The following is a 23016-nucleotide window of genomic DNA, read 5'->3' on the forward strand; positions in this document are numbered from 1 at the left end:
CGAGCCGGCCGCCTAAGCGACCTCCCAGTCAAGAATCAGTGCTGCCGACCGGCCCAGTCAGCGACAGCGCGATCACCTGGGGTGATGACCAGGATCCAGGCGAAAGCCGGCTACTGGCGAACAGGCCACCTCATTGGGACGGGCGTTCAGGCATGAGCTAGCCTTCAACCATGCAGGTCACACTGGGCGAACTGGACCAGAAACTGGGTCTCGAAGTACAAGAGCAATCGGTTGCGCGCGTGGTGGCGCGCATGCCAGTAGCCGGCAACCGTCAGGCCTTCGGTCGCCTCCACGGCGGTGCCTCCTTGGCGCTCGGAGAGTTCCTGGGCTCGTGGGCGGCTTGTTTGCACGCGGCTGAACTGGGCAAAGTAGCCGTCGGGGTCGATGTGAATGCCACCCACCACCGCCCGGCCCGCCAGGGTTCCGTCACTGGTGTGGCCACTCCGCTGCATTTGGGAGCCAGGACAACCAGTCACGAGATCGTCATCAGCGACGATTCAGGCCTAAGAGTCTCAACAGTCCGCGTCACAAACCTGCTGATCGAACCCGAGCAACCCTAGGCGCCGCCAATCACCTGGCCAAAGCCAGTGAGGCCCAGGCCAAGGTCAGAGAGGCCTTAGCCAGGTTCACCCAGACTGGCCCCTGGTCAGCCAACCAAAACCGCACTGATGACGGCCCAGGAGGCCGCCCCGCTGAGTAGCTCAGCCTCTGTTGGTCTGACCGCCAGGAGCACCAGACCCGGCGTGTCCAACTGCCCGGCCGCGGCCGGGCGGCCCACCACAACGGCACCCTGAGCCAGCCGCTGGGCCGGCTCAACCGCCCCGCTGGCGGTGGGCCCGGCCGACCCAAGCAGATCGATTTTGTCACCGCGTTGTATCACCTGAGCCACTTCGCCATCTGACAGCCGCACTGGCACTACCACCGTGCCTGGTGGGGCGTCCCTGACCGCACCTGGTTTGGCCAACAGAGGCGGAACCAGAGCCAAACCAGCCGGCAAAGCGGCGGTCAAACGTTGACCAATGACCTGGTCAACGGAGCCAAAGGCACCATCCGGAACCAGGCCATTGGCCACCGGTGTCACCGTTACGTCAGCTGCGCGTAGCTCCTCGCCGGCCTCAACCTGGTGGGCAAGGACGACCACCGGACTGGTTTGGCGAAAGGCCTGGACCACACCGGGCACCGCGATCCGCAGAGCCAGCGCCGCCAGCAGGACAACGCCAACCCACCGCCAGCGCCAGGCCGCCGCTCGCAACACTCTGGTCTCAATCCGAACAGCCATGGACAAAGGCTATGAGGCGGCACCGACAATGGCCGGCCAAACGGGGCTGAGCTGTGGACAACCCCCAACACGGTCGTTATCAACCGGCCGGATTAGGGCGCAGTGCCCGATGCCGCGTCCGGGCTTCGCCGTCAAAGTGAGCCAGGCCTTGGCCAGGCCAAGCGCCAGTCGCACCTGAGTTAGGGCGCGGCAGCCGGCCTGCTCTTGGATCCAGGTTTCGACCGGTCTGCAGGGCGGCCACGGCTGGCGGCGCTAGCCCAACCGGAAGCCGGTTCAGGTGGTGGCTGGCTGTTTGGACTTGGCCGCGCCGGCTCCACCGGAGCAATTTGTCGCACCGGTTTTGGTTTCGTTGGCAGCGCTTGTCTTGGCCTCACTGGCTGCACCGGTTTTGGCCTCACTGGCTGCGCCGGTTTTGGTCTCACTCGTGTCAGGCCGGCCAGAGGATCGAACCGAACCAGATTTCGACCGGCCGGAGCGCGAATCAGTGCGGTAAAAGCCCGATCCCTTGAAGACCACTCCAACTGAACCGAACCGCTTACGCAGCAGGCCACTGCACTCAGGGCAGTCCGTCAACGCCGGCTCCTGGAAGTCTTGACGCTGGTCAAAACCGTGATGGCACTGGGTGCAGGTGTAGGAGTAGGTAGGCACCGGTCTTCCTCCACAGCGGCGAGCCGCCATTCTTGACGCAAACTGTCCGGCGTCATTCCTAGCACTCAAGCGGGCCAAGTGCCAACTGTCTGTTCACCATCTGGGCAGTTGCCGTTGGCTCGATTCTGTTCAAACAGCTCCACGCCGCCAGCGGTCAGCACACCGTCTACGGACAAGTCGTGAGACTCTCGCGGCAGAGTACCGGCCGGGTGAACCTCGAATGGGTAAACCACAGCCAAGACCACGGACCCCGACCGGCGGTGGGCCAGCGCGCGGTCGTACCAGCCTCCGCCGCGACCCAGTCGGGTTCCAGACCGGTCGACCCCCAAGGCCGGCACCATCACCAAGGAACACTGGCTCAATGCCGTGGCCGGCAGATAGGGCGGCTGGGGACTGGGCAACTGTCCTGGTGGGGCAACTGGCAGGGCGCAGGTTGCGGCCGTGGCCCGCCCCCAGCGCAGCTCTCGGAGCGACGCGCCCGGCGCGGGCAGCAGCAGGCCAAGGCCTCGGGCGACCAAGTCGCAAAGCAGCTGTCTGGTTGGCGGTTCAGATCCGAACGACTGGTAACAGGCCACGGTCTCCCCCGCCGCCGGCATCAAACCAGCCAGGCCGAGGTTCCGCATATGCCAAAGCTCAACCTCACGGTCGAAGCGGGGGGTGGGCTGGGCAGTGTGCGAAAGCTCGGTCTCGCGGCAAAAGGCGAGCTCAGACCGGGGAAAGGTGGTGCACTCGTTGCGGGAGGCGGCATTAGCCAATTCTGACCGTCGCACCAAGGCCGCCTGACGCCACTGATGTTTGTCCACGAAATCAAGGCTAGGCCAGCCGCCGTGTTGTATGCGAAAGCTCGGTCTCGCGACGGAAGGTGAGACTAGGCCAGCCGCCAGGCCGTGTGCGAAAGCTCGGTCTCGCGAAAAAGGGGGGTGGGCGCGGGTGGAGGGGGCGGTTGTGGGTGGAAGGGCAGTGGCGGGTGGAGGGGGCGGTTGCGGGCAAACGGCGTTAGGTGGACCGGGCGTCCTGGCGCCGGTACCCCGCCAAAACGTCTATTCGCCAGTAGGCTGATTAGGGTGAAGACCACTAAGGCAGTGATACCAGTAGGCGGCCTGGGCACACGCTTTTTGCCGGCCACCAAAGCAACACCAAAGGAGATGTTGCCGGTAGTAGACAGGCCGGCCATCGAGTACGTGGTGCGTGAAGCAGCGGCGGCCAATCTCAGCGACGTGCTGCTGATCACCGGCCGATCCAAGTACTGCATCATGGACCATTTTGACCGGGCCTGGGACTTGGAACGTGCCCTTGAGGCCAAGGGCAAGACCGACATGCTGGCCGCCATACGCGAACCGGCCGAGCTGGCCACTATTCACACCATTCGCCAACACGCGCCGCGCGGTTTGGGCCACGCCGTCTTTTGCGCCCGCGAACATGTGGGCGATGAGCCGTTCGCTGTGCTGCTGGGCGATGACCTGATCGACGCCCGCGATCCTTTGTTGCCGGCCATGATTGCGGTCCAAGAGCGGTTGGGCGGGTCAGTTGTGGCCATAATGGAGTTCCCGCGCGAGCAGATCTCGCTGTACGGCTCGGCCACGGCCACGCCGGTCGACTCCCAGCTGCTGACCGGCTTGCACCTGGCCGCCAAGTCGGTTTTCCGCCTGACCGACTTGGTCGAAAAGCCGTCGCTGAATGAGGTGCCGTCCAACTACGCCATCGTTGGCCGCTACATTCTGAGTCCCAAGGTGTTCGACGTGTTGGAGAACCAACCGCCTGGTCAGGGCAACGAAATCCAGTTGACAGACGCTTTGGGCACACTTTCGGGGATGGACTTGGCCGATGGCGGCGGCGTCCACGGCGTGGTTTTCTCCGGCCGGCGTTACGACACTGGAGACAAACTCGACTACCTCAAAGCGGTGGTCCGCCTGGCCGGCGACCATCCTGATTTGGGGGCAGATTTCGCCGCCTGGTTGAGGCAGTACGTCGCTGAGGGCATGAACTCTCCTGGCAGTACCGGGTCTTAGGGTCCAGGCGAAGGCGCTTGTTGAACCTAGACCAACCACCCTGGCCGGCGGTTTTGACTGCCGGGCCGGTCAAGCTGCGGCCTATTCGCCGGCGCGACGCCCGGGCCTGGGGTGCACTGAGATCACGCAACCAGGCCTGGCTTGAACCCTGGGACACCACCAGTCCACTAGGTGCCAGCGAAAGCGCCGTGAGCTCGTTTGCTGGCTACGCCGGGCTCCAGCTGCGCCTGGCCCGCCAGGGCCGGTCGCTGCCCTGGCTGATTGAATTCGAGGGCGAATTGGCTGGTCAACTGACCGGCAACGGCATTGAGCGGGGCGCATTGCAGCAGGTCTCTTTTGGCTACTGGGTCTCGCAGCACCTGGCCGGCCGCGGGATCGCACCCACCGCTTTGGCCTTGGCCTTTGACCACGCCATTGGAGTACTGGGTTTACACCGGGCCGAGGTGCCGATTAGGCCCACCAACGCCAATTCGCTGCGGGTGGTAGAGAAACTCGGCTTTCGCTGCGAGGGCGTTAGGCCGGCCTATCTTCATGTCGCTGGCGGCTGGGCCGACCACCTGATTTTTGCCCTGCATGCGGAGGACGTGCCCGGCGGTCTGCTGGCCCACTGGCAAGCGGCAGGCGGCTAGCGGCGCGAGGCGAGGACGGCATCGGCCAAGGAGGCCTTCGCTCTTGGCTGAAAGGCAGCCCCAGATGGCCCGCCGGCGGGAATGCCCGGCGTCTGGGCCTGGTTGAACCAGATACCCCCCTAAACCCCAACCCCCGCCACGAGGATCACTAAATGCGACCTTCGATACCCATACCGCTGGGCCGGCGATCGGATCAGCTTGCTCGGCTGGTTGCGATGGCCGGCGTTTTGGTGATGGCGTTTGGCGGCATCGTTCTATGGCCAGACAGGGCCCAGGCGGCCGAAATCACCATCCTGGTCAACAGCGCCGATTTTGGCGGACCGGACACCGATCCAGGTGACGGCCTCTGCGATACCGGCACCACGGTCACGCTAGAAGGCGACACTGTCCCGCGTTGCACACTTCGAGCGGCCCTTGAGGAAGCCAACGCTCTGGCAGATACCAACCAGGTCACCGTCACACTCGACCCCCGTTGGCCCGGCGGCGCAATTGTGCCCAATGCCACCGTGGCCAACCGGATGGTGCCCGCAGGGGCCACATCGAGCCTAGACACGGGCGCCTACTACCACGTCACTGGCCCAATGACGATCGACCTCAACAACGCCCTTTCCCTGATCCCCCCAACCTGGGCGGTCACCACAGGGCTGCTGGTCAGCGGCTCGGATGTGACACTGAAGAACTTCACTGACTGGTACACCCAGGGCAGCTCGATCACCGCCGGGGCGACGGCCGAAAACCTCACCATTGACGGCGGGTCCTCGGTCAACACCGCCAGCTACTACCCGCGGCGCTTTTTGACCATTCGTGGCGGCGCCAAGAACGTCACGCTAACCAACTACACCGTTGGCGGCTTCTTCCCCGTTGGCACCGCCTATGGCTTGATCACCTTTGACAATACTGCGGGAACCACGACCACCAACACAGTCATCGACAACGTCAACTTCCCCAACCCGATAGGTGGGACCTGCAACTCGTCATCGGGCACCGGCTGCTCCGCCACTGTCATCGCGTCCGCTCATACTGGCCTGTTGGACGGGGTCAAACTGATCAACTCTTCCGTCTCCAACCTCAACCGGGGCACCACCACCGTCAGCCGGATCATCACATTCGCCTCCGGTTTGGGCCCCATCAACGACTTGGTTGTTTCCGGCAACACCTTCACCGACAACGTCATCTTGATCAACAACGCGGACGGCCTGATCGAACTGCCCTACCTGCAGCAATTGGGCGGGGCAAACCGGATAGACAACAACACTTTCACCACGACCATTGCCAACCAAGGCATGGTCATTTACTGGTGGGGACCCTATTCAACGGCCGGCAACACCACGGCTTCGAACCTGTGGATCACTGACAACTATTTCGACGGCTACGGTTCGACCTTTGCCACCGCAGGAGTTGGCGCCACCATCCGCCTCCACAGGTCCGGGATCGTGACCGTGGCCCGCAACACCTTTGGTCCGGCCACCAAAAGCCCGTCCACGACCACCACCGAGGAAACCGCCGGCGGCAACGGGTCGTCCACCACCGTCATGTTCAACAACTGGGACACTGCCGCCAACCAGAAAATCAACCCCTGGTATCCCACCTCTGCCACGGTGCAAGGCTGCGCCGCGCACGTCGAGGTGGTCCCGCCCAGCGCGGCCTCACCAGGCAGCGTCCTGCCGCAAACACCAGTCACTTTGGATGCCTATTGGACGGTTGAGCGGACAGCCGAGGTCTTTCTTGGCTCCTACGCCAATGTGACGGATGCCACCGAGCTGAACGTGCCCTTGCCGGCGGAGGCTATCGCCACAGACGGCACGGTTTCCGGCTATCTCCGCTTCCAGACCCAAGGCGGCGGCAGGGCCCAGCCACAGTCTTCGCAATACTCCAGGACCATTGCTTTGGCCGGTACCTGCCAGCCCGCCGCGCTGATTGAGCAGGCCGAAGCCTATGGCGACACCGAATTCCAGGCTGGTGAGACCATGACCCGCCAGGTTCAGTTCCGCCTCAGCTTTGACGTCCAACTCGAATCCGGGCCAACCGCGGCGATGTTCTCCTTGGCTGGTTCGACCGCCCCCGGCGCCCAAGTTGTCTCAGTGGCCAAGCAGCAGGGCGGGCCCCTGAGCCCCAATGATGACTACTACCTGGTGACTTGCCAGGCCAATGATTCCGGCACAATCGAACTGTCATTGCCCGCTGGGGTTGTCGCCATGGCCGGCACCGCCATTACCAATCAAGCTTCGACCACCGGCGCCACACCCGATACCGACAACATCATCACCTTTGCCAATCCACTGGAACCGGCCGACCCAGCCCAGGTCATGACTGATCTGACAATGGCCGGTTCTAGCGCCGGGGCCTACGTCTCAATCCTGAGGCTAAAAGACGGGGCGCCGCTGCCGGGTGCCAGCGTAACGATCGACATCGGCCTGCCCACCGAGCTAGAAGGTCTGGTCCTGGACCCGGGCCCGGCCTACACCATCACGGCAGGCGAGAGTGAATCCGCCGCCGTCACGATCAGCGCCCCGGTGGTCCCAGCCAACCCGACTGACGAATTGGCGCTTACCGTGAGTTCTGCCGACCCGCAATACGACGGCCTGTTGTTGGCGGCTCAGCCGGTCACCGTGACCACGGTCGACTCCGTCATCTCCGTGGTTAAGCGGGCCTGGATCGATGTGCCGAAAGGCGCCACTTATGAAGACATCTTGGACGGCAGCGCTGGGGCGGTCGAGGTCGCTGACGGTTCCCGGTTGGCCATTGGCACTCCGCTGTGGTGGACCTACACAGTTACCTACACCGAGCTGGGCACCGCGTCTAGTCGGTTGACGACCCAAAACCTGGGCGTGGGCGACCTGGTGGTGGCCGATTCTGACCCCAAAGTTGAGGTGATTTGCCCCAGCCCAGCCCCGGTGCTGTTGCCAGGGCAGTCAATGGGCTGCCTGGGCCAGGCGGTGGCCCAATGAGACAGTTAGTGCACCACCAGCCCAGCCGCCGGGCCGAGGCGCGCCGCTGGGGCCGCTCAGTCCTGGCCGCGATGCTGGCGTTGGCTTTGGCTTGTTTGTTGGGCGGTAGCGCTCGTGCCTGGTGGACCAACCAGGCCAGTCACGAAATCGTTATTACCGGCGGCAGCTTCAACCTGACTCTGGGGGAATTGTCCTGGACCAGCCCAACTGCTGGGCTGCAAGGCGCGGACCAGGAATCCTTGGCCCAATTCGTCGCCAGCCCGGGTGACATGCTGGTCATAACCCAGGCCTTCACCGGCACCTTCTCTGGCTCCAACTTGGCTGTTTGGATTGAGCTCGACTGGAGCGAATTGCCCGATGCCGTCGGCTCGACCTGGCATTTGGAAAGTGCCAGTGGGGTGGAGGTTGCCCCCGCTAGTGGCGAAGCCACTATGGGCCAGGCCCTGACCGTAGCTGATCTGGTCAACCCAGAACCGACCGAATGGCGGGTGGTTGTGACTGTGACGTTCCCTGAAGGCGACCCGCTTTATCTTGACCCGACCAAACCCGGCGGCCTGACGCTTGCAACCAGCTTTGGCCAGTTGAAGCTGGCAGCCCACCAGACCCGGGAAGGGCAGGGGTTCATCGATGGACACTGAGATAGAGCCATCTGGGCGATCTGGTCCCGCCCACCGGGCCTCGGGTCGTCCACCTCACCCCGGCCGGGTTACCCGCTGGCAGCGCCGCCTCGCGGCTGGGCTGCTGGCTGTTTTGCTTGGCTGGTTTTCCCAATGGTCTTTGGCTCTGTGGTCGGCTCAGGGCACGGCCGCTGGTCTTGGTGTGACACCGGCCACGGTTGGTTTCGCCGTCACTTTTGATGGCCAGACGGACGTTGCCACCGGCTCTGACGGGACCGACGCGAGTGTCGGTTTCACCCTTGGCCCAGATGAGGCCACCGCCTTGATGGCCGCCCCTGATCAGGTCTTGGCTCTGCCCTTTGACGTTGACCTGGCCGTTTCGGGCAAATACGGCATGACATTCGACATGACCCTGCCGGTGGGCGGACCTGACACCGTGCTGGGCTTGGCGACTTGGACCGCCTTTCAGGTGGGGGCCGCCGGCTGCACCGTCGAGGCGGCCGAGGACCCGGCCACTCCGCCTGTCGACGCGGACGGCCAGATCATTGGGGTCGAAGCGTCAGCCGTGGCTAGGCCCGCAGGCACCACGGTCAACCAGCCCTGGTGCCTAGTTTTGGAATACTCGCCCTCGCCCTATCACAACACCGTGACCGTGACCGGCTCCAATGCCCTTGGCACCGAGCTTGATCCGGCCACCGGCAGCTGGACGGCCGGTTTCGATCCGGATCCGGCCGGCCAGCCGGTTTTGGCGGTCAAACTGACACACCAGCTAACTCAACCTGCGGAGGAAGTTGGCTAAATCACATCAGTGTGATTTGCAGTCCGACACTCCGGCCCGGGTCCGCCTTGGGGGCCATCTGGGCCTCTACCTTGGGGTCACATGGCCGAATCGATGCCCACAGCACCCGCCGCTATTGCGGTTCTGCTGCTTTGCCTTGGCTACCTGATGCCCCATGTTGCCCGCCGGCGTCACCAGGCGTCGCAGGTGCCAACGGAGGACAGGTTTTCTGAGGCAGCCAGGCTAATCGAGCCGGTCCGGACGGACGAGCCGGCCAACAAGTCGTCGCGGGCTCTACTGTCACCACCTACCAGCGCCGAGACTTCAAGGAAAAGGGAAATGAACAGGCCGCCAACTCGCCAGGGCCTACCCGGTAGGCCACCTGTCCCCGGCAGGGAGCCGGTTGAGACACCGACCAGCACACCGCCGGTCGTCACGGCTCGCAAGCCGGCACTAAGCCCGGTCGCGCGCCAGGCCCGGGCGGCCCAGATTCGTGGCGTTATCGCTGCGACGATGACGGCGCTGACCCTGGTGGGCGTGGTGCTGAGCTTCTTCTGGCTGCCCTGGTGGGCACCACTACTGACCGCCCTGGCGCTGGTGGGTGTGATGATTTCAGGACGCCGGGCGGCGGTGGCCGGAATTCGTTCGCCTGCCACTGCCATGGCTGGGCAGGCGGCTATTGCCGGGCCAGGTTCATCACCGGTCGCTGCCAGGGGGGCCAAGGCTGAAGCGGCCGCGCCAACCGAACTGGCCACTGAGGTAGAGCCCAAGGCGGCCGAGGCCGCCACAGCGGCAGCCTGGCAGGCATCGGAGCGAATGGTCGAGGCCCGGCCGGGCCGGCTGGGCAAACGCCGTCCTGGCGTCTCCGGCCGGATCACACCTGGTCAACACGATTTCGCCATGCCGGCGCCGCTGGTAATCACCGAGGTCGACCTGGGCATTGTGACGACCAAGGGCAATGACACTGACACCGAGGTGTTGCCGGCCGCCGCTGAGGTTGCCCCCAGCGTTGCTGCCCCAAAGGCCACCAAAGACCGGGCCAAGACCAAAGCCAAGGCCGACTTGCCGGCATCGGGCAAAAAGGCCAAGACTGCCGGCTCAAAGAGCTGGACGCCCACAGCCGTACCGCCGCCTTCCTACACGCTGAGCGCACCGGCGGCCGGCTGGGAGCCCCGAGCCTTGACCGAGGACGATTTCGCCAAGGCCTCACAGGCGGCCATGCGAGCCACCGAGCAGGCCACGGCCGAGGCCCTGGCCGTTGGGGTCGAGGGCCCGGTTACCGCCACGCGCGGTCTGCCGGCCAGGCAGATCTTTGCTGATAAGGGCATCGATCTGGACCGGGCCCTGGAGAAGCGGCGCACCGCCAACGAGTAGCTCCTCTGCCTGCGACCGAGTAAACTCGTCGCCCGTGGCTCGCTCACTGCGGGGCTGTGTAACCACAGTGAACGAGTGAGGTCAAGCGCTAGCCCGAAGGGGTTTGCGCTTGTGCCGAGCGAGGAGCTGTCGACGAGTCCGCAGGACGAGGAATACAGCTCCTTGATCGCTCGCTACGCACAATCGAGTAAACTCGTCGCGCGTGGCTCGCTCACTGCGGGGCTGTAGCGCAATTGGTAGCGCACCTCGGTCGCATCGAGGGGGTTGGGAGTTCGAGTCTCCTCAGCTCCACTATCGCCTTGGCATGACTTCTGGACATATTATCGATAGTAGGAAACGAAAAAGGAGAAAACTGTAAATGAGAAAGATAGCCTCGTCGCCATTGGTATTAGTTTTGTCTTTTGGCCTGGCCCTTGTAGCCGGATGCGGTAGTGGCACTGGTGACAATGAAGTCACCAGCGGTGGCGACAAAAGCAACGACAAGGAAAGTACGGATACAGCAGCAGAAACTCCACCGCAAAACCAGTTGATCTTGACCGAGCCGCTTGAGCCAGTAGAAGGCCCCGGCACCGTTGTTCAAGAAAGACTTGACGTGACCATAAACGTTGATGTACCTGCCGGCTGGACCGCCTATCTCGATTCGCAGGCAGAGGATCTCTACATCCTTGACGGCCCGAAACCAACTGATGATGCCAGGTACCAAGGTATTACCATAGGAATCAAGCTGAGCAGTACTGATGTCTTTTTCACGCCAAGTGATGCTACTCCTATCGACAGCCAAACCATTGGAGGCATTGAAATGGAAGGTCACTTCGTGGTTTTCGGGGACGACATAAACAACTACATTGGCCAGACAAGTGACGGGCTTTGGGTAAATGTTTTTGTCGCCAATTCGGATCTAAGCAACACCGAAGCTGCAGCTATTGTTGACAGCATTAAGTTCATTTACTAGCTGTGGCCACCCAATTGCCAGATCCAAGATCCAGTTTTTGGGCAAATGTGGTTCTAACGTGGATGGTAGCCCAAACGCCATCGCGCCGGGTGTTCGGTGTCCCAGGACACCGGTTGCCTACGTTGGAGGCATACCGAACTACAGCACCTTCTGCTCCGCCCCCGAAGGCCGCTAGCTAGATAGGCGCATTGGCCAGCCCGGAGCCAAGGCGGACACAGAGGCGAACAGCGCCGAACATCGCGCGTTCGAAGTTTCAGCCCTTTGCTGCCCTGTCGACGGGCCGGTACCTGTCCACGGCCGGCCAGGAGGAAGGCGACCTCGAATCGGCCACAGTTGGCCAGTCGCAAACAACCCAAGTGACCCTTCGGGTTCGACCTGGCTTTGTCCAAGGGCGCCCAGATCAGGGCCGCCACTTCCTAGCCAACAACAATTAGTCCTGATAACGTCATGCAGGTAGAAAATGGGTAAGCGAATACCGCCAGCGCCGCCGGCAATACGATCTCCTGAGTCAGCAGCGCCCGGGTTCGAGTTCCTGATCATTTGTAACCGCTCAGAGAGAGTCCGACCACATGAGTCAGCAACCAGGTCCGCCGACACCGCAAGACCCGCCGCCTGACGGACAGGCACCGCCGCAGCCTCAGCCGCCAGCGCAGCCGCAATACCAGCAGCCTCAGCCGCCAGCGCAGCAACCTCCAGCACAGCCTCAGCCGCCAGCGCAACCGCCAGCGCAACCGCAGTATCAACAGCCTGAGGCGACGCAACCTCAGCCGCCGGCACAGCCGCAATACCAGCAGCCTCAGCCGCCAGCGCAGCAGCAGTATCAACCGCCTGAGGCGACGCAGCCTCAGCCGCCGGCACCGGGGTACCAACAGACCACTCCCCAGCCGACCCAGTATCCCCAGTCGATGCAGGTTCCGCCGGTGGGGCCACCGCCGGAGAAACCAAAGAGCAAAAAGACAATGATCATCGCGATCATCGTGGTGCTGGTCCTGGCCCTTGGTGGGGCCGGTGCCTTCTTCCTGCTAAAAGGTGGGGGCAAAGGCTCCGATGGCAAGGGAAGCGCAGCAGTGTCCTCATACGAGGACGCCAAGGAGGCCGTCGTCTACATCCGAGCAAAGGGCGCCATCCGCGATCCTGAAGTTGGAGATACCACCGTTTCAGGTTCTGGTAGCGGGTTTGTCATCAGCCCCGACGGCCTGGTTGTGACCAACAACCACGTCGTCACTGGTGCCGCGACGCTTGAAATATGGGTTGGAGGCGACTACGACAAGACCTGGAACGCCACGGTTCTCGGGGTGTCTGAATGCAACGACTTGGCTGTACTTCAACTTTCCGGGGCCTCGAACATGGCGTACCTCGACTTCTACAAAGGCGAAATCAAGGTCGGCATGGACATTTGGGTGGCCGGCTTCCCATTGGGTGACAAGGAATACTCGTTGACCAAAGGCATTGTCAACAAAGCCAATGCCGACGGTGACATCACCGGGACTTCGTCGATTGACCACACCATTGAGCACGACGCGACCAGCCAGCCGGGTAACTCCGGAGGTCCTTTGCTCAACGAGAACGGCCAGGTTGTCGGCATCCACTACGCAGGTTGGGAGACCAGCGCGGGTGAACGGCTGCACTATGCCATTGCGGCTGATCTGGCAGTGCCAGTTGTCGACACCCTCAAGGGTGGCGATTTCGAGTCGATTGGCGTCAACGGTTTCGCGATCGATGATGACGAAAGTGGCCTGGTTGGTATCTGGGTTTCTGGTGTAGCACCTGGTTCACCAGCGGCCAAGGTCGGCATTCTGGCTGGCGACATCATCACAACCATGAACGGCTTGCCTGTTGGCCAGAATCGGAATTTCAGTGGCTACTGCAATGTCATCCGCACGGCCGGTCAGGCCCCAATCTCAGTCGAAGTGTTGCGGTTCGACACCTCGGAGATGCTCAGAGGAGAGATCAACGGCGACAAGGTGCTGGAGCAAACCGTTTCCTTCCGCCAGGAGATTGAAGATCAGACCGGTGGCGGTGGCGTTGGTGGCGGTGGCGCCGACTACACCTACGAAATGGTGGTAGACGATACCGGCGTTCTCCAGGTTGAGGTCCCAGTGCAGTGGTCGTCACGCGACACCGCGCCAATCCAGGGTGACACACCGACGCCGGCCATCACTGCATCACCGAATATCAACAGCTATGACACCGGTTGGAACACCCCTGGTGTGACGATCCTCCGGATACCTGAGATCCCCAGTAGCGATGATGTGCTGTCCGCCTTTGGCTCCACATTTGCCTCTGGGTGCACAGTCGGTGAGATTTCCGACTACGCCGATGGGATGTACACCGGTAGATTCCAGGTCTACAGCGACTGTGGCGGGACCGACACAGTCGGTGTGGTTTTGGTTACATCTGCAGACGCCGGCGGCCACGGGATAGTCCTGGTTGCCCAGGTACTGACCGAGGCAGACGTAGGCGCGCTCCAGCATGCGTTTGAAACGTTTATGGCCAAATAGTCCAAATACGGTAGCCGGCCTCCGCCCAGATACTGGGTGGGGGCCGGTTCGTTTTTTGGCTGCTGGCGGCGGGCCCGGCCAGCAAAAGCTCTTCGGTCCTCTGGGCCACAACCAGGTGGTGGCCAACGGTGCCTTCGGGCCCCTGCCCAGGTTGTCCTCCTGCCAGGGCGTTACACTGGCGCTCATGTCAGGCCCGTTTATTGTTTATACCCACACTGATGAGGCGCCGCTGCTGGCGACCTATTCGTTCCTCCCCATCATCCAGGCGTTTGCTGGCCAAGCCGGCACCCGCGTGGTGACCCGCGACATTTCCTTAGCGGGGCGCATCCTCGCCCACTTCCCGGAGTACCTACCGGAGGACAAGCGCGTGCCTGACGCCTTGGCAGAACTTGGCGAAATGACCCAGGCGGCTGACACAAACATCATCAAGCTCCCCAATATCTCCGCATCCGTGCCGCAACTCCTCGCCGCCATCTCAGAGCTGCAAAGCCAGGGGTTCGCTGTCCCTAACTACCCCGAGGCACCGGCATCGGCGGCAGAAGTATCCGTCCGGGAGCGATACGACCGGGTCAAAGGTTCGGCCGTGAACCCGGTTTTGCGGCGGGGGAATTCTGACCGTCGCCCGCCCGCGGCGGTCAAGGCCTACGCCAAGCGACATCCGCACCGGATGGGAGCGTGGTCGCCGGATTCGCGAACGCGGGTGGCGACGATGGACACGGGCGATTTCAGGCACAACGAGAAATCTGTCGTGATGGAGCGTGATGACAATTTGTCGATCCGCTTGCAGCCGGCGGCGGGCGGCGAGCCAGTCAGCCTAAAGGCCAGCCTGCCCGTTTTGGCCGGTGAGGTCATCGACGGCACCTTCATGTCGGTTGCGGCACTGAGGGCATTCCTAGCTGAGCAAATAGAGCAGGCCTCGACCGAAGGCAGCCTGTTTTCGGTCCACCTCAAATCAACCATGATGAAGGTGTCTGATCCAATCATCTTTGGGCATGTGGTTGAGGCTTATCTGCCGGAGGTGTTTACCACTTTCGCTGACACCTTTGCTGATGGAGGCATCTCAGCCAATGACGGCCTGGGCACCCTCTTGGCGAAGGCCCGCGACCTTGATCAAGGTGACGCCATTGTTGACGCGGTGGCGCGTGGCTTGGCCGCCCGGCCGCCATTGGCCATGGTCAACAGCGACAAAGGCATCACCAACTTGCATGTGCCCTCTGACGTGATTATCGACGCATCGATGGCTGCGATGATCCGTGGGGGCGGAAAAATGTGGGGCCCGGATGGCCTTGAAAACGACACCCTCGCGGTCATCCCGGACTCGTCCTACGCCGCCGTCTACCAGGCGGTGATCGAAGACTGTATTGCTGGTGGTGCTTTCGACCCGGCGACGCTCGGTACCGTCCAGAACGTCGGCCTGATGGCTCAAGCGGCTGAAGAATACGGCTCACACGACAAGACCTATTTGGCGCCGTGTGACGGCGTGGTCGAGGTTGTGGCTGCGGACGGGACGGTGCTGATCTCGCACAAGGTTGAGCGCGGCGATATTTGGCGCGCCTGCCAAACCAAGGCTGCGGTGATCAAAGACTGGGTCCACCTGGCCGTTGAGCGAGCCCGGATCTCTGGCATGCCGGCAGTGTTCTGGCTCGACCAGAACCGCCCTCACGACGCCATCCTCATCCCACTGGTCGAAGGACACCTGGCGACAGAAAACACCGACGGACTGGACCTCCGTGTCATGGCACCTGTGGCGGCCTGCGCCTATGCCTGCCAGCGGATGCGCTCTGGTCTGGACACCATTGCTGTGACCGGCAATGTGTTACGCGATTACCTGACTGACCTATTCCCCATCCTGGAGGTTGGTACTTCAGCCAAGATGCTGTCAATCGTGCCGTTGATGGCCGGGGGCGGGATGTTTGAGACTGGCGCCGGTGGGTCTGCACCCAAGCACGTGCAGCAACTGGTGGCGGAAAACTACCTGCGGTGGGATTCTCTTGGGGAGTTCTTTGCCTTGGCGGCGTCATTCGAGCATTTCGCCCGCGTTACCGGAAACCCGCGGGCGGCAGTCTTGGCCCAGACGCTCGACCAGGCGACAGGCAGATTCCTTGAGGAGAACAAATCCCCTACTCGGAGTCTTGGCGGCATCGACAATCGCGGTTCGCACTTCTTTTTGGCGATGTATTGGGCCCAGGAACTGGCCGCCCAGACAGTCGACGAGGCACTGGCCGCCACCTTTGCGCCGGTAGCGGAGGCTCTCGTTTTGAACGAACCGACTATCATTGAGGACCTTATCGCCGTCCAAGGTTCACCTGCCGAGATAGGCGGCTATTACCGTCCAGATCCTGCCCAGGCCACGGCGGTAATGCGTCCGAGCGCGACCTTCAACCGCATTATCGACTCGATTTAGTAGCTGCCGGCGTCATCGCGACCTGCCTGATCTGAACGATACGGCCGCCTGCGCTTGGCCGGCGCGCGGTTCGCTTGACCAGGTATCACAATGGACGCCTGGTGGCCGATGGCGGCGGCCCGGGCCCTTTGCCAGCAGGGCCAATTACCACACCATTCAGCTGGTAGTCGAACTGGTCTTGAGCGCGAGGGCGGCGCGGGCCTAAAATGACAACCTGACGGCTTCCAGCCTGGAGCGAGGTTGAATTGACACCAACAGATCACCGGTCAGTCCCTGACGGCACCACCGGCCGGGACGCTCAGGGCGGGCGGCGTACTCACATTATCCAAATACTGCGCGACTCCCGTGAGCCCCTGTCCGTTCAGGAAGTCGCGGACAAGGTCTCCATCCACATCAACACCGCCCGCTTCCACTTAGAGTCGCTGGTGGAGGCTGGTCTAGCTGATCGCCAGACCGAGGCCCGCTCAGTCCCCGGCCGGCCAAAGGTGGTCTATTCGGGTACCCTGCCCAACCAAACTCACGAGCGGGCCATGGGCTACCGACTGTTGTCGGAGATGCTAACCACCGCCATCGCCAAGTCCTGGCCGGAGGCCGGAACCTGGCTCTACCAAGTGGGCCACGAGTGGGGGCGCTACCTGACCTCCCGGCCAGCGCCGTTTGAAGACATCAACGAGGCCGAAATCAGCGGCCGTCTGGTGGACAAACTGGACGCCTTGTGGTTTGCCCCAGAGGTGATGGACGAGCCGGGCGCGACTTCACTTCTGCTGCATAACTGCCCGTTCTACGACTCGGCCCGGCGCTTCCCGGACGTGGTCTGCCAACTGCACGCCGGCATGGTCAACGGCTCGCTGGAAGAAATGGGCTCTGGCCAGCGCCTGAATGAATTGACGCCACAGACTGAGCACCACCGCTGCATCGGCACACTCGGACCGACGCCGGCCGGCCCGGAAACTTCGGTGACCCTGCACACTCAAACAGAGCCCGATTGATTGCCGGCCCGTTTTTCATGAGACTCGTCCAAAGCCCCTCCAATTGGGTTTTGCTCCAGGTGGCCACTGGTCCAGCGCGGCCCTTGGCTACGTCCAAGACAGGGCGCAACCTGGATAACTGCGCCGCCAGAGAATAGGACCCACTGTTGGGCGCCCCCACCCCACCGCCCGCCCGTAGCGCCGGTCAGATTACCCATCTCAAGGGCCGCTGGATTGACGGTTGGGACCCCGAAGCTGGAGACCAATGGGAGGGTGGCGGCCAGCGAATTGCCCAGCGCAACCTAGGGTTTTCGATCTATGCCGAATTCCTGGGGTTTGTTGTTTGGCAGTTGTGGAGCATCGTGGTGGTCTCTCTGGACGGCTGGAAGGGGTTTGCCTTTACTGACTCTCAGCAGTTTTGGCTGATCTCCCTGCCGGCCCTTGTAGGCGCCACCTTGCGCTTCCCCTACACGCTGATGGTGTCAAAGGTCGGTGGGCGCAACTGGACCATTGTTTCGGCAGCCCTGCTGTTGTTGCCCACTACCGCCATGAGCTTCGCTATCGCCAACCACCCCGATGCCAACGGGCAGGGAGGCACATCCTACTCAGTGATGCTGCTGGTGGCGGCGCTGGCCGGCTTTGGTGGCGGCAACTTCGCCAGCTCCATGGCCAATATCACCTTCTTCTTCCCGCAACGCACCAAGGGCTGGGCCCTTGGGCTAAACGCCGCCGGGGGCAATATTGGTGCTGCTGTGGCGCAGTTCACCGTGCCGATTCTGGTGACGCTGACAGCTGCAGCAGTAACCGGGGGCGGCCCCAAGGTGCCCAACCTGCCCATCGCCGGCTGGTTTTGGATCCCGTTCATTGTCCTGGCAATGGTGTTGGCCTACTTTGGCATGAACAACTTGACAAGCGCCAAGGCCGATATGGCCGGCTACCGCGCCGCCTTGAAAGACCCACACCTGTGGCTGCTCAGTTTCCTCTACATTGGCACCTTCGGCTCTTTTATTGGCCTGGCCGGCGCCTTCCCGAAGCTAATTGCTGACCAATTCCCGGCCTTCAAGCTAATCAACCTTGGCGTGGTTGGTATTGGTCTGGCCTTCACCGGCCCGTTGGTAGGGTCTCTGGCCCGGCCGTTTGGTGGCAAGTTGGCTGACAAGGTGGGCGGCGCCTACATCACGGTGGCCTGTTTCACTGTGATGATTGCTGCCGCCTTTGCTGCGATCAGGGTGTTGGCTGGCCACAGCCCGTCCTTCTGGGCTTTCCTAGCTTGTTTCTTGGTGCTGTTCATTGCCACCGGTGTGGGTAACGGTTCAATGTACAAAATGATCCCGACCATCTTCGCCTACCGCGGCGGCCAACAAGACGCCGCCAAGGCATCGGCCGGAATAGCCACCGAGCGGAAAACCTCCAGTGCCTTGGGGATCATCTCGGCTTTTGGCGCCTACGGCGGGTTTTTGATGCCGCAGATGTTTTCCCTGGCCCTCAGGCAGCGCGCCGATGTGGGCCCCGACCACGTGGTTCAGGGCTACACCTTGGGGCTGTGGTGGCTGATTGTGGCCTACACCGTCTTCCTAGTGTGCACCGTGGCCTTCTATGTGGTGCCGTTCTTGGGGCGCAACACCCGGCTGTGACAAGGGCCCGGGCGGAGCTGGGAGTGGATTAGTAATTTGTTCCCATGGAGATGACTGTTGACGCGGCAGGACGAATCATGATCCCAAAGTCGCTACGGACTGCTCTGAGTCTGGCGCCGGGGACGCGGGTCGACGTCTCCATTTACGGGTCTGGCCTTCAAATCACGCCCGGAGGGCGGTCTGCTCGTTTGGCTCGGGATCACGACGGGCGCCTGGTGGCCGATGGCGGAGGCTCGCTTGACGATGCAGCGCTGTTCGCTCTGATTGACGCGGGCCGCCGTTGAGCTCCTGGCAGCTGGCAGTCCCTGTACCAGAATCAGCGCAGGACGTACAGATACCGGCGGTCTTTGGGGCGCAGCGCCGCTTCGATCTTGCCGTCCAGCGTGACGAGGCGGGCGCCGTGTGAAACGGCGAGGGCCAGCAGGTGGAGGTCGGTGACCTGACCGTGGCCTGAAAGGGCGTAGGAGAAAACAGTGTCGGCGACGTTGCGCGTGTCGTCCGGCCAGAATGCCACTCCGGGTGTCGAAAGCAACGCCGATACGGCCTGCCGGGCCAAGACCGGATCTGGCCGCGCGCTGACGGTCGGGTTGAGCAGCATTCGCAGCAGGCCAGCCTGCGTCATCGGAGTCGTCGCGATGACACCCGCCTGGTCGAACCAGGCCCGCGCGATGCCACGGTGAGGGTGGCCGGTGAGGTGGAGCGCTGCCAGAACGTTAACATCAGGTAGGTCAGTCGTCTTCAAGTGCCGCCTCGATAATCTCGTCCGTCAACTCTCCGGGCGATTCGAAACTGATGAGAAAGCTGCTTCGCGGGCGAGCCGCCACGGCCTCGCCTGCCAAGGCGACCAAGGTCGCGCTGGCAGGGCGCCCTGGCCATCTGGCTTGACCAGCGGCAATGATCTGGTCAACCTCGGGCGTCCGGGTGACCAGCACACGAGGGTGTTTGGTCGGCATGCCGCCAGTGTATCACCACGGTATCGACAAGTGATTCACCGCGACTGACTCCCCGGCAGGCGGCTAGGGCACCCATAGTCGTCCCGCCAGCGCGGACAAGTCAATTCATAGGGTTTCTTGCGACGCATGATGCGCGCACAGTACGAGCTTGTTGGAACCGAAAACACCGGCGGACAATGGCTCGACCGTTGGGAAGTGCGGCTTGATGGGCCTGATGAAGGTATGGCGGCGATGTGTATGGACTGCCGGCGTCTGGACGCACCGTTGTGCTCCACTCCGCCCCAAGATCCCTAACTAGCTTGGCGCCAATAACTGGCTGGCAAGATAGCCTCGTGGGTCGAGGATGACACCCGCAGACGCGATAACAGATCCCATCGAGATCCAGGACGCGGTGGCAGGGTGGCAGCGGGATCTGCTGCACGCGCTCGCGGCCGATGACGACGCCTGGCCAGAGACGCCTGACTTGCCGTACTGGACTGACAAGCCTGATTGGGATGGCTACGGTGGACTGGTACTGCTTGCGGCCTATGACGAACAACCCGAGTCGAAACCCGGTGCTCGCAAGCGCTTCGGCTTTCGGAGTACGCCACCGGACCTGCCGCGTGCTTGGGAAGACTCGGCTGCTTTCCAAGAGGCGGCCAAGGCGCCCGTCCGTTATCCCACGCTGTTGTCAGGCGTCGAGTGGTGGCTGCCAATTTCAAGTGGGCCCAGCGTGTTCGAGGCTCCTCGATTGACTGGTCAACCAACCCGGATGAGCCAGGTTGACCTTCTTGTCGGTGAACTCCAAATGCTCGCGAGCCGGCTCGGCGTCAGCGATGAGACCGAGCTTGACCGCCTGCGGCAAGCGGGGCCGCCATCGAACGAGGCTGATGCCGGCACCGCCGGGCGCTTTGGCCTGGCCGTCTTTATGAAATTGGCGCTGACCGCCCAGCAAAACCGCTTGCCGTTACTACTCGACTACTAGCCCCGCCGGGCTCGTCGCTGTGGCGCTTGCCAATGCCTTGGGCCATTGGCCGCAGGTCAGAACTGTTCGAGTAAGCCCGGCAGAGGTCCACACTAAGCCGCTTGCTCGAAACTCGCCTATCTTGCGCCGGGAGCCAGGTGCAGGCTCCTCCTTCGGTCCCTGGTTCCAGTAGGTGATGGTTGGACTCCGGTAGTTCATGTCCGACGCGAAATATCGGACTGTTGATGGCGTATACTGCTGATCCAGTAGTTCACGACAGGCATGATCATCTGGAGCGATAATATGGCGAGTGGTGCGGGCATCAGCGGAGCGGGCCGAGCCCAACTGACTGCTATTCTCGCAAGCGGACGCCGGTTTGTTACACCTGATCAGGCAGCTCATGTCCTTGGCGTCGATGCTTGTGTCGCCGCAAAGAGGTTGGCGCGCTGGGCAGATAACGGGTGGCTCCGGCGTGTGCAGCGCGGGCTCTACTTGGCCGTCCCAGCCGATGCAGCAGACCCGGCCGCCTGGACTGAGAACCCGCTGATCGTCGCGGCGCAAGTCTGGCCTGGCTACTTCACCGGCTGGACGGCTGCGTCGTACTGGTCGCTGACAGACCAGTCGTCTCGTGTCACGGTGCTGAAGACGACCACACGGGTACGGGCCGCGGCGGTGCGCCTGCTCGACAACGATTACCTGATATCCACGGCTGGCGACATGAGCTGGGGGCTCAAGACTCAGTGGTTCGACGAGTACCGCCTTCGATTCGCGGATCCCGCACGTGCCGTCGTCGAAATCCTGGATTCCCCCCGCATTGCCGGAGGCATTCGTCATGGCGCAGATATCCTCGCCACCTACCTGACAGACCATGAAGCAGAGACCTTGTTGATCTATTCGGAACGCCTTGGCAATCGCAGCGTGTTCAAACGCCTCGGATTCTTGGTCGAGACACTGGGTTTGGCACTGCCCGATCTGGTCGAAACTTGCCTCCGACATCTGTCAAAAGGCTTGTCGAAGCTTGATCCCGATGGGCCGGCCGGCGGTAGCACGAGCACTCGGTGGCGATTACGCGTGAACGTGCGCATCAGCCCCGAGGGGCCTTCATGATCACACGCCGAGAACTCGACCAGTTGCGCGGCGAGTGGTCTCTCGCGGTCGATGTCCTTGAGAAAGACTACGCGCTAGGTTGGACGCTCGCCGGCATCGCGCAGCACCCGGATCTTGCGTCGATGTGGGTGTTCAAGGGCGGCACCTGTCTCCGCAAGTGCTTTTATGAGACCTACCGGTTTTCTGAGGATCTGGATTTCACTGTCGTCGCTAATGGGCCGGAGGAACCGGCTGAGCTTCAGAGCATCTTTGCCGAGGTCGCCGATTGGGTTTACGACGAGTCCGGCATTGAGCTGGTGGTCGATGACAGCACGTTCCGGCATGGGGAGAACCGGCGGGGAAAGCGGACAACCCAAGGACGCCTCGCCTACCGAGGACCCAACGCAAGCCGAAGGACACCGCCGAAGGTGAAACTGGACTTGACCTCGGACGAGGCCGTGGTGCTGGAGCCGGTGACTCGCCGAATCGTTCACCATTACAGCGATGGGCCGCTACCGGTCCGTGGTGTGCTTGCCTACCCGATCACTGAACTCTTTGCCGAGAAGCTGCGGGCTCTTTCCGAGCGCTGTCGTCCGCGGGACCTCTACGATGTGATCTATCTGCATCGGCACCCTGACCTGTATGGAAAAGCCACCGAGGTCGAAGAGGTTCTGCGAGAGAAATGTGCTTTCGTCGGCATCGCGGTTCCAACGCTCGAATCACTGCTGACCACGCCATACAGAGTCGAGATTGAGGGCGAGTGGGAGAGCATGCTCGGACACCAATTGCCCAAACCGCTGCCCCCGTTTTTGAGCCACTGGAACGCTCTCGGAGACGTGTTCGACTGGCTTGCCGGCCTGCGGCAGACGGTCGAGTTGCCGCGCGCTGAACAAGAGGGACTGGACCCTGAAGGGTTGTCTCCTGTCGCGATCCGGACCTGGGAGCGCGGATTTCCTCTGCAGCTTTTGCAGTATTCCGCAGCTAACCGGCTCTGTGTCGAGGTCAACTATCACGCGAAGGACGGCAAGGTCGGTCCGAAAATCGTTGAGCCGTATTCGTTGCGTCGAACCCGTGAAGGCAACTATTTGCTCTTCGTTGTCAACGACCAGGGCCTTCTACGCAGCTTTCGCGTTGATCGGATCGCCGGCATGCGACCCACGACGCAGACATTTGATCCAAAGTATCGAGTCGAACTCTAACGATGATGCTCGATTCAAATCGTCGACTGAGGCTTTGATCTGGGCCGCGCAGAACCGCTATTCCTGCATGCGGGAAAGGGTGCGCCCGGGTCTA

General features: G+C 62.3%; 21 protein-coding genes and 1 tRNA gene. 17 read left to right on the forward strand and 5 right to left on the reverse strand.

The window, feature by feature from the left end:
* Positions 1–170: 170 nt before the first annotated feature.
* Entirely contained in the window at positions 171–560 is a 390-nt protein-coding gene (locus FWD29_01105; protein ID MCL2802544.1) for a hotdog fold thioesterase, read from the forward strand.
* Between the two features lie 86 nt (positions 561–646).
* Here FWD29_01105 and FWD29_01110 read toward each other — a convergent pair whose 3' ends face one another.
* The 3 genes from FWD29_01110 to FWD29_01120 all read right to left on the reverse strand — a co-directional run bounded on the left by FWD29_01110 (position 647) and on the right by FWD29_01120 (position 2730).
* Positions 647–1279: an SAF domain-containing protein gene (locus FWD29_01110; protein MCL2802545.1), complete on the reverse strand. Its 633-nt coding sequence runs from the start codon at positions 1277–1279 to the stop codon at positions 647–649.
* A 273-nt stretch (positions 1280–1552) separates the two neighbouring features.
* Positions 1553–1927, reverse strand: coding sequence for an FmdB family transcriptional regulator (locus FWD29_01115; protein MCL2802546.1), 375 nt, complete (start codon positions 1925–1927; stop codon positions 1553–1555).
* A 65-nt stretch (positions 1928–1992) separates the two neighbouring features.
* Positions 1993–2730 (reverse strand): 5-formyltetrahydrofolate cyclo-ligase, encoded by a 738-nt coding sequence (locus FWD29_01120; GenBank protein ID MCL2802547.1) that lies wholly within the window; start codon positions 2728–2730, stop codon positions 1993–1995.
* Positions 2731–2991: 261 nt separating this feature from the next.
* Between FWD29_01120 and FWD29_01125 the strand changes: the two genes are divergently transcribed.
* The 13 genes from FWD29_01125 to FWD29_01185 all read left to right on the forward strand — a co-directional run bounded on the left by FWD29_01125 (position 2992) and on the right by FWD29_01185 (position 19025).
* Entirely contained in the window at positions 2992–3936 is a 945-nt protein-coding gene (locus tag FWD29_01125) for a UTP--glucose-1-phosphate uridylyltransferase (GenBank protein ID MCL2802548.1), read from the forward strand.
* A gap of 20 nt (positions 3937–3956) precedes the next feature.
* The gene (locus tag FWD29_01130; protein ID MCL2802549.1) at positions 3957–4565 is read left to right on the forward strand and encodes a GNAT family N-acetyltransferase; all 609 of its coding nucleotides are present in this window, start codon (positions 3957–3959) and stop codon (positions 4563–4565) included.
* A gap of 152 nt (positions 4566–4717) precedes the next feature.
* Complete coding sequence (locus tag FWD29_01135) at positions 4718–7513, forward strand: hypothetical protein (GenBank protein ID MCL2802550.1); 2796 nt, start codon at positions 4718–4720, stop codon at positions 7511–7513.
* Entirely contained in the window at positions 7510–8151 is a 642-nt protein-coding gene (locus tag FWD29_01140; GenBank protein MCL2802551.1) for a hypothetical protein, read from the forward strand. Before FWD29_01135 ends, FWD29_01140 begins: the two co-directional genes overlap by 4 nt.
* Entirely contained in the window at positions 8141–8929 is a 789-nt protein-coding gene (locus FWD29_01145) for a hypothetical protein (protein MCL2802552.1), read from the forward strand. Before FWD29_01140 ends, FWD29_01145 begins: the two co-directional genes overlap by 11 nt.
* 318 nt (positions 8930–9247) lie before the next feature.
* Entirely contained in the window at positions 9248–10282 is a 1035-nt protein-coding gene (locus FWD29_01150; protein ID MCL2802553.1) for a hypothetical protein, read from the forward strand.
* Between the two features lie 218 nt (positions 10283–10500).
* Positions 10501–10573, forward strand: a tRNA-Ala gene (locus FWD29_01155).
* Positions 10574–10640: 67 nt separating this feature from the next.
* Positions 10641–11234, forward strand: coding sequence for a hypothetical protein (locus FWD29_01160; GenBank protein ID MCL2802554.1), 594 nt, complete (start codon positions 10641–10643; stop codon positions 11232–11234).
* A 959-nt stretch (positions 11235–12193) separates the two neighbouring features.
* A complete protein-coding gene (locus FWD29_01165) occupies positions 12194–13735 on the forward strand; it encodes a S1C family serine protease (protein ID MCL2802555.1) in 1542 nt (513 codons plus the stop codon).
* A 184-nt stretch (positions 13736–13919) separates the two neighbouring features.
* Positions 13920–16139 carry an NADP-dependent isocitrate dehydrogenase gene (locus tag FWD29_01170; protein ID MCL2802556.1) on the forward strand — a complete coding sequence of 740 codons (2220 nt, stop codon included), beginning with the start codon at positions 13920–13922 and terminating at the stop codon, positions 16137–16139.
* Positions 16140–16384: 245 nt separating this feature from the next.
* Entirely contained in the window at positions 16385–17128 is a 744-nt protein-coding gene (locus FWD29_01175) for a helix-turn-helix domain-containing protein (protein ID MCL2802557.1), read from the forward strand.
* Positions 17129–17274: 146 nt separating this feature from the next.
* Positions 17275–18741, forward strand: a complete 1467-nt coding sequence (locus FWD29_01180) for an MFS transporter (protein ID MCL2802558.1) — start codon at positions 17275–17277, stop codon at positions 18739–18741.
* Between the two features lie 44 nt (positions 18742–18785).
* Entirely contained in the window at positions 18786–19025 is a 240-nt protein-coding gene (locus FWD29_01185; GenBank protein ID MCL2802559.1) for an AbrB/MazE/SpoVT family DNA-binding domain-containing protein, read from the forward strand.
* Positions 19026–19057: 32 nt separating this feature from the next.
* Here the strand turns inward: FWD29_01185 and FWD29_01190 are convergent, their stop codons facing one another.
* Positions 19058–19483 carry a PIN domain-containing protein gene (locus FWD29_01190; GenBank protein ID MCL2802560.1) on the reverse strand — a complete coding sequence of 142 codons (426 nt, stop codon included), beginning with the start codon at positions 19481–19483 and terminating at the stop codon, positions 19058–19060.
* Entirely contained in the window at positions 19470–19694 is a 225-nt protein-coding gene (locus FWD29_01195) for a hypothetical protein (protein ID MCL2802561.1), read from the reverse strand. The genes FWD29_01190 and FWD29_01195 overlap by 14 nt, the downstream gene beginning before the upstream one ends.
* Positions 19695–20037: 343 nt before the next feature.
* Here FWD29_01195 and FWD29_01200 point away from each other — a divergent pair, with 343 nt between their 5' ends.
* From FWD29_01200 to FWD29_01210, 3 genes are all read left to right on the forward strand, one after another.
* Positions 20038–20658, forward strand: coding sequence for a hypothetical protein (locus tag FWD29_01200; GenBank protein MCL2802562.1), 621 nt, complete (start codon positions 20038–20040; stop codon positions 20656–20658).
* A gap of 261 nt (positions 20659–20919) precedes the next feature.
* The gene (locus tag FWD29_01205) at positions 20920–21744 is read left to right on the forward strand and encodes a type IV toxin-antitoxin system AbiEi family antitoxin domain-containing protein (GenBank protein MCL2802563.1); all 825 of its coding nucleotides are present in this window, start codon (positions 20920–20922) and stop codon (positions 21742–21744) included.
* Complete coding sequence (locus FWD29_01210) at positions 21741–22922, forward strand: nucleotidyl transferase AbiEii/AbiGii toxin family protein (protein MCL2802564.1); 1182 nt, start codon at positions 21741–21743, stop codon at positions 22920–22922. Before FWD29_01205 ends, FWD29_01210 begins: the two co-directional genes overlap by 4 nt.
* Positions 22923–23016 lie beyond the last annotated feature (94 nt).

This window comes from Micrococcales bacterium, from assembly GCA_009784895.1.
Classification (GTDB): Bacteria; Actinomycetota; Actinomycetes; order Actinomycetales; family WQXJ01; genus WQXJ01.

Coding starts and splice junctions, on each gene's coding strand:
- FWD29_01105 (MCL2802544.1), top strand. CDS start 171: ATGCAGGTCACACTGGGCGAACTGGACCAGAAACTGGGTCTCGAAGTA.
- FWD29_01110 (MCL2802545.1), bottom strand. CDS start 1,279: ATGGCTGTTCGGATTGAGACCAGAGTGTTGCGAGCGGCGGCCTGGCGC.
- FWD29_01135 (MCL2802550.1), top strand. CDS start 4,718: ATGCGACCTTCGATACCCATACCGCTGGGCCGGCGATCGGATCAGCTT.
- FWD29_01140 (MCL2802551.1), top strand. CDS start 7,510: ATGAGACAGTTAGTGCACCACCAGCCCAGCCGCCGGGCCGAGGCGCGC.
- FWD29_01145 (MCL2802552.1), top strand. CDS start 8,141: ATGGACACTGAGATAGAGCCATCTGGGCGATCTGGTCCCGCCCACCGG.
- FWD29_01150 (MCL2802553.1), top strand. CDS start 9,248: ATGAACAGGCCGCCAACTCGCCAGGGCCTACCCGGTAGGCCACCTGTC.
- FWD29_01160 (MCL2802554.1), top strand. CDS start 10,641: ATGAGAAAGATAGCCTCGTCGCCATTGGTATTAGTTTTGTCTTTTGGC.
- FWD29_01165 (MCL2802555.1), top strand. CDS start 12,194: ATGATCATCGCGATCATCGTGGTGCTGGTCCTGGCCCTTGGTGGGGCC.
- FWD29_01170 (MCL2802556.1), top strand. CDS start 13,920: ATGTCAGGCCCGTTTATTGTTTATACCCACACTGATGAGGCGCCGCTG.
- FWD29_01185 (MCL2802559.1), top strand. CDS start 18,786: ATGGAGATGACTGTTGACGCGGCAGGACGAATCATGATCCCAAAGTCG.
- FWD29_01195 (MCL2802561.1), bottom strand. CDS start 19,694: ATGCCGACCAAACACCCTCGTGTGCTGGTCACCCGGACGCCCGAGGTT.
- FWD29_01200 (MCL2802562.1), top strand. CDS start 20,038: ATGACACCCGCAGACGCGATAACAGATCCCATCGAGATCCAGGACGCG.
- FWD29_01205 (MCL2802563.1), top strand. CDS start 20,920: ATGATCATCTGGAGCGATAATATGGCGAGTGGTGCGGGCATCAGCGGA.
- FWD29_01210 (MCL2802564.1), top strand. CDS start 21,741: ATGATCACACGCCGAGAACTCGACCAGTTGCGCGGCGAGTGGTCTCTC.